At 44.5% G+C, this 5,445-nt stretch carries 2 protein-coding genes, 9 tRNA genes and 2 rRNA genes (1 of these 13 only partly in view); 8 read left to right on the top strand and 5 right to left on the bottom strand.

Annotation, left to right across the window (positions count from 1 at the left end):
* The 8 genes from NL646_RS21945 to NL646_RS21910 all read left to right on the top strand — a co-directional run.
* A tRNA-Phe gene (locus tag NL646_RS21945) sits at positions 1-53 on the top strand (it extends 123 nt beyond the left edge of the window).
* 43 nt (positions 54-96) lie between these two features.
* A tRNA-Asn gene (locus NL646_RS21940) sits at positions 97-172 on the top strand.
* Positions 173-444: 272 nt separating this feature from the next.
* Positions 445-2,070 carry a methyl-accepting chemotaxis protein gene (locus NL646_RS21935; RefSeq protein WP_140085617.1) on the top strand — a complete coding sequence of 542 codons (1,626 nt, stop codon included), beginning with the start codon at positions 445-447 and terminating at the stop codon, positions 2,068-2,070.
* Between the two features lie 234 nt (positions 2,071-2,304).
* A tRNA-Phe gene (locus NL646_RS21930) sits at positions 2,305-2,380 on the top strand.
* Positions 2,381-2,431: 51 nt separating this feature from the next.
* Positions 2,432-2,507 (top strand) — tRNA-Thr (locus tag NL646_RS21925).
* Between the two features lie 20 nt (positions 2,508-2,527).
* Positions 2,528-2,603 (top strand) — tRNA-Asn (locus tag NL646_RS21920).
* A 39-nt stretch (positions 2,604-2,642) separates the two neighbouring features.
* Positions 2,643-2,718 (top strand) — tRNA-Thr (locus tag NL646_RS21915).
* A 15-nt stretch (positions 2,719-2,733) separates the two neighbouring features.
* Positions 2,734-2,809 (top strand) — tRNA-Asn (locus tag NL646_RS21910).
* 135 nt (positions 2,810-2,944) lie between these two features.
* On the opposite strand, the gene NL646_RS21905 is transcribed toward NL646_RS21910, so the two are convergent.
* The 5 genes from NL646_RS21905 to rrf (NL646_RS21885) all read right to left on the bottom strand — a co-directional run.
* Positions 2,945-4,381: an NAD-dependent succinate-semialdehyde dehydrogenase gene (locus tag NL646_RS21905; protein WP_335928617.1), complete on the bottom strand. Its 1,437-nt coding sequence runs from the start codon at positions 4,379-4,381 to the stop codon at positions 2,945-2,947.
* Between the two features lie 497 nt (positions 4,382-4,878).
* Positions 4,879-4,955, bottom strand: a tRNA-Asp gene (locus NL646_RS21900).
* A 31-nt stretch (positions 4,956-4,986) separates the two neighbouring features.
* Positions 4,987-5,103 (bottom strand): 5S ribosomal RNA (rrf, locus tag NL646_RS21895).
* A gap of 57 nt (positions 5,104-5,160) precedes the next feature.
* Positions 5,161-5,236: transfer RNA gene (locus NL646_RS21890), tRNA-Thr, on the bottom strand.
* A gap of 99 nt (positions 5,237-5,335) precedes the next feature.
* Positions 5,336-5,445 (bottom strand): 5S ribosomal RNA (gene rrf, locus NL646_RS21885); the annotation flags it as partial.

Genomic DNA, 5,445 nt, shown 5'->3' with positions numbered 1-5,445 from the left:
GCAGAGGATTGAAAATCCTCGTGTCGGTGGTTCGATTCCGCCTCGAGGCACCATATTTGGTGCACTTGCTGAATGGCAAGACACAAACAGAATAGTTCCTCCTTAGCTCAGTTGGTAGAGCGACGGACTGTTAATCCGCAGGTCGCTGGTTCGAGCCCAGCAGGAGGAGCCAATTTAAAAAGCCGCATCACTTGATGCGGCTTTTTTGCATCTGCCCTATTCTCCATTTTAATATTCCTTTGCTTCGCACTTCATTTCCAAACATCACCGAATATTAAATCTCCTCTTCAAAAATACTTATTTCACGCTAAAAATTTAATCCTCATCATAGTTTCAATACGTGCTTGTAGGCGTAATACCACTTCTTCAATAAGATGCGTCGGCTATTAGATTATTGACATAAGCCATTCTTTGCATAGTAATGACACATTTTGTGAGCCAAATATGAAATTAAAAACTCAAGCCTACTTATTATCCGCGATCATACTGTTAGCTTTGCTAGCCTTGACCGCTACAGGTTTATGGACCTTACGCGTCGCAAGTAACCTCGATAACAAAGCTCGAGTAACTGAGCTATTCAAGAGTGCATACAGCATTCTGACTGAAGTAGAAAAAATGGCAGTTGAAGGCAAGATGCCTGAAGAGGAAGCAAAAGCACTCGCAACACGCCTACTGCGTAACAACATCTACAAAGACAACGAGTACGTTTATGTGGCGGACGAAAATATGATGTTTATTGCCGCACCACTAGATCCTCAACTACACGGAACCAGTTTCCATGACTTTAAAGATGGCAGCGGTAATAGCGTAGGCCAACTCATCCTAGATGTTTTGGGTCGCAAAACAGGTCAGATTGTTGAATATACCTGGAGCCAAAAACAGGCCGACGGCAGCATTGAAGAAAAACACTCAATAGCAGAAAAAACACCACATTGGGGTTGGGTTGTCGGTACAGGTATTGGCTTTAATGAAGTGAATGCACGTTTTTGGTCGACAGCACAGTGGCAGCTTATGCTGTGTCTGATTATCGCAGGTTCAATTCTTGGAGGCTTGATCATCTCGATTCGCAAAATGCTCAATCTCTTAGGAGGTGAACCTAACGATGTACGAGAAGCGGTTCAAGCGGTTGCACAAGGTAACATCCAAACTAGCTTTGATACCGTCGCTCCAAAAGGCAGTATCTACCATGCGGTTCAGAATATGAGCCAATCATTGGCAACCATGGTGACTAACCTTGAACAATCGATGCACGCTCTACGCGATGAGCTATCAGCAGTAGAGTCGCGCTCAAATTCCATCGCCGATCTTACCGTTTCTCAGCAGCAATCGACCGCTATGATTGCAACAGCGATGACAGAAATGGCTTCTTCCGCTAACCATGTGGCAAGCTCTGCTAGCGACACAGCACGTAATACCGATGAAGCAGATAAACAAAGTCAGCACACTCAATCACTGATCCACAGCACGGTAGATAACGTCCAAGGTCTTGCGACTCAGCTGAATACTGCAAGTAAAGCGGTTGCCGATCTCGATCAAGATGTAAACAACATCGTGAAAGTTCTGGATGTAATCGGGGATATTGCGGAACAAACCAACCTATTAGCCTTGAACGCTGCAATTGAAGCAGCCCGAGCAGGCGAACAAGGACGAGGCTTTGCTGTAGTAGCAGATGAGGTGCGTAATCTTGCAGGTCGAACTCAAGACAGCACAAAAGAGATCCAACACATGATCTCGAATCTTCAAGAAGGCTCTCGCAATGCCATTCATACAATGGAAATCTGTGCGGAAACAAGTGAAAGCACAGTAACTGAATCGATGAATGCATCAGAAGCTCTCCAACAGATCGTTACCGCGCTTGAATCTATCACAGCAATGAGTCAGCAAATTGCGACGGCAGCAGCTGAGCAAACGCAAGTCAGTGATGACATTGCACACCGCATAAATCTGATTGAAGAGAGCGGAAGTAAGCTAAATTCAGTGGTAACAGAGAGCCAATCGAGCACCCAAAGTTTGGCCTCTTTGGCAAATGAACTGGAAGGATGGGTGAATAAGTTCTCCGTAAAGCACTAGTTTAAAGTCAATTGTTCACTAAAAAGCACGTTTTCAAACGTGCTTTTTTTGTTTTCGTCGCATTTATTTAGCAAACAAGCTCGTAATTTCTTTCTTAGAAAAGCTTAAAACATGGTGTATCCCTATTTAAAACGCATAAAAACAGCCCACTCCGAGCACATTTTCATCAAACGATATTTTATTTTAATTTTATTGTTGACCTTAAAGCCGAAAAGCCTTTTAATACACCTCGTCGCCCGGATAGCTCAGTCGGTAGAGCAGAGGATTGAAAATCCTCGTGTCGGTGGTTCGATTCCGCCTCCGGGCACCACAATTTAAAATTGTTGGTGTCTAACACGAACAATATAAAGAATAACGGTACGCCGACTTAGCTCAGTAGGTAGAGCAACTGACTTGTAATCAGTAGGTCACCAGTTCGATTCCGGTAGTCGGCACCATTTATTCTTAAAAAGACAATTCCTCCTTAGCTCAGTTGGTAGAGCGACGGACTGTTAATCCGCAGGTCGCTGGTTCGAGCCCAGCAGGAGGAGCCACTTTCAATTGGCAAGTTAATTACTTGTTAATGAAAATGTGCCGACTTAGCTCAGTAGGTAGAGCAACTGACTTGTAATCAGTAGGTCACCAGTTCGATTCCGGTAGTCGGCACCACTTATTAAAATTTGTTCCTCCTTAGCTCAGTCGGTAGAGCGACGGACTGTTAATCCGCAGGTCACTGGTTCAAGTCCAGTAGGGGGAGCCATATTAGAAGAAGCCGCATCACTTGATGCGGCTTTTTTGCATCTGGAAGAAATACACCCTTCTCTCCTCTTTGCTCTATAAACAAAAAAGCCAGGTTTAGAAACCCAGCTTTCTCTTTTGCACTCTCATCCAAAGATCAGTTTAAGCCACCAAGACATATGTATTTCGTCTCTAGGTATTCATCGAGCCCTTGTTTCGCGCCTTCACGCCCAACACCTGACTCTTTAATACCACCAAATGGCGCAACTTCTGTCGAGATAATACCTTCGTTCACACCAACCATTCCGTATTCCAAGCCTTCAGTGAACTTGATAATTCGTTTAAGGCTATCGGTATAGAAATAACAAGCTAAGCCATACTCAGTATCATTGGCCATTGCTAACACTTGTTCATCATCTTCAAATGTTAATACGGGTAATACTGGCCCAAACAACTCTTGCTGCACGATAGCCATGCCTTGATCGACATTATCCAAAATTACAGGCTCCATAAAGCGCCCTGCGAGCTTTTGAGGACGGTTAGCAATGGTAGCCCCCTCTTGTAACGCCTGATCAATAACAGCCTCCAGACGATGCTTAGAAGCCATGGTGATCACTGGCCCAACTGTCACACCAGACTCCAAGCCATTCCCAACATTTAGCTCCATCATTTTCGCGAGCACTTTTTCCATAAAGCGCTCTTTGACATTTTGATGTACATATAAACGGTTTGTACACACGCACGTTTGCCCTACATTACGGAACTTGGACGCGATAAGCCCATTAGCAGCTGATTCCAAATCAGCATCCTCAAAAACAATAAACGGAGCGTTACCTCCAAGTTCCATCGATACCGCTTTAACAGTTTCACTAGCCTGCTTCATCAAAATTTTGCCGACGCGAGTCGAACCCGTAAATGAAATCTTCTTGATCCTAGGATCCATCGATAACACCTGACCAAACTCAGCGGCCTGTTCAGAAATAACAACAGGTAAAAGCGGCTTAGGGATACCAGCCTGATACGCAAGTTCAACAACCGCTAGTGCGGTCAGAGGGGTCAACTCGGACGGTTTGATGATCATCCCACACCCAGCAGCTAACGCAGGTGCCGCTTTTCGTGTGATCATAGCAATAGGGAAATTCCACGGTGTAATCGCAGCACACACGCCTACAGGCTGTTTAATTGTAGATAAACGTCTATCTACAGCAGGAGCAGGGATAATCTCGCCATAAGCTCGTTTAGCCTCTTCTGCAAACCACTCTACAAAAGATGCCCCGTAGCTCACTTCCCCGCGGCTTTCAGACAATGGCTTGCCCTGTTCCAATGTAATAATGGTCGCTATATCTTCAGCGTGCTCCATCAACAATTGATACCAGTTTTTCAAACAGCTAGAGCGCTCTTTCGCACTCAACTTAGCCCATCGAACTTGTTCAGCCGAACACGCTTCAATGAGGCAATCCAACTCTTCAATTGAACTCGGTTTCAAGCGAATTAACTCTTGCTCAGTTGCAGGGTTGATGACCACAACTCCATCGTCGGAAGCCCATTGTTTAAATACTTCTTTTAAGGTTTCATTTTTTATTTGTTGCATCACCAAACTAACTCCTACGAGAACTCCTTTTAGGGTAATCCTTCTAGTAGAAATCAGCAAAGCAAACAAAGTTTTCTGACAGTGTTGACATTAACAAGCGAAAAAGCCGTGAGTATAAGGACTAGGAATGGATCACATAGCTAGCCAGTTCGAAAATTCAAAGATTGCATAAATGCGAGACTCATTTAATAACTTCGAGTCTCAACATGATGATATGGCGACGAAATACTAACTAAACTGAAGCTAGACTCAAGACACGAATGAAAACCAAAATGAGTCAAATTAGTTTGTATATGCCTAGAATATAAATAAGCAAAGACAGGCGCTTGTAGATGAGAGAGCATCGCTATTGCGAATGAGGATTTCGTATCAACGGCCGGACGACAAGGGTTGGCATAAGTACCAGAGCATTGAAACGGAATTCGTTTCTCTGAAGGGGAAAATGACTTGGCCTTAAACGACGAAAGCCTTGCTATTTCTAGCAAGGCTTTCTAAATAAGTGGCGGAGCGGACGGGACTCGAACCCGCGACCCCCGGCGTGACAGGCCGGTATTCTAACCAACTGAACTACCGCTCCGCACTGGTTAGACTCTGGAGTCTAAATAAGAACCTGGCGATGTTCTACTCTCACATGGGGAAGCCCCACACTACCATCGACGCTACTTCGTTTCACTTCTGAGTTCGGAATGGAAATCAGGTGGGTCCAAAGTGCTATGGTCGCCAAGTAAAATTCTTTACATTTTGTTTTAGGCTTTAATTTAAAACATAAAACAAATAATAAATGGTGCTGATACCCAGAATCGAACTGGGGACCTCATCCTTACCAAGGATGCGCTCTACCGACTGAGCCATATCAGCACATTATTTGTGTCCGTGAGGACTAAAAAAGCCCGCTTTACAAACGGGCTCTCTTAACTTTTGTCTTCGCCTTTTAAAAAGGAAAAAACTAAATTTAAAGCCTGGCGATGTCCTACTCTCACATGGGGAAACCCCACACTACCATCGGCGCTATTTCGTTTCACTTCTGAGTTCGGAATGGGATCAGGTGGGTCCAAAACGCTATGGTC

Source organism: Vibrio sp. Y20_XG_PY13 (assembly GCF_024181925.1).
Classification (GTDB): domain Bacteria; phylum Pseudomonadota; class Gammaproteobacteria; order Enterobacterales; family Vibrionaceae; genus Vibrio; species Vibrio parahaemolyticus.
This window is presented reverse-complemented; position numbering and strand designations above follow the sequence as displayed.

Coding starts and splice junctions, on each gene's coding strand:
- NL646_RS21935 (WP_140085617.1), top strand. CDS start 445: ATGAAATTAAAAACTCAAGCCTACTTATTATCCGCGATCATACTGTTA.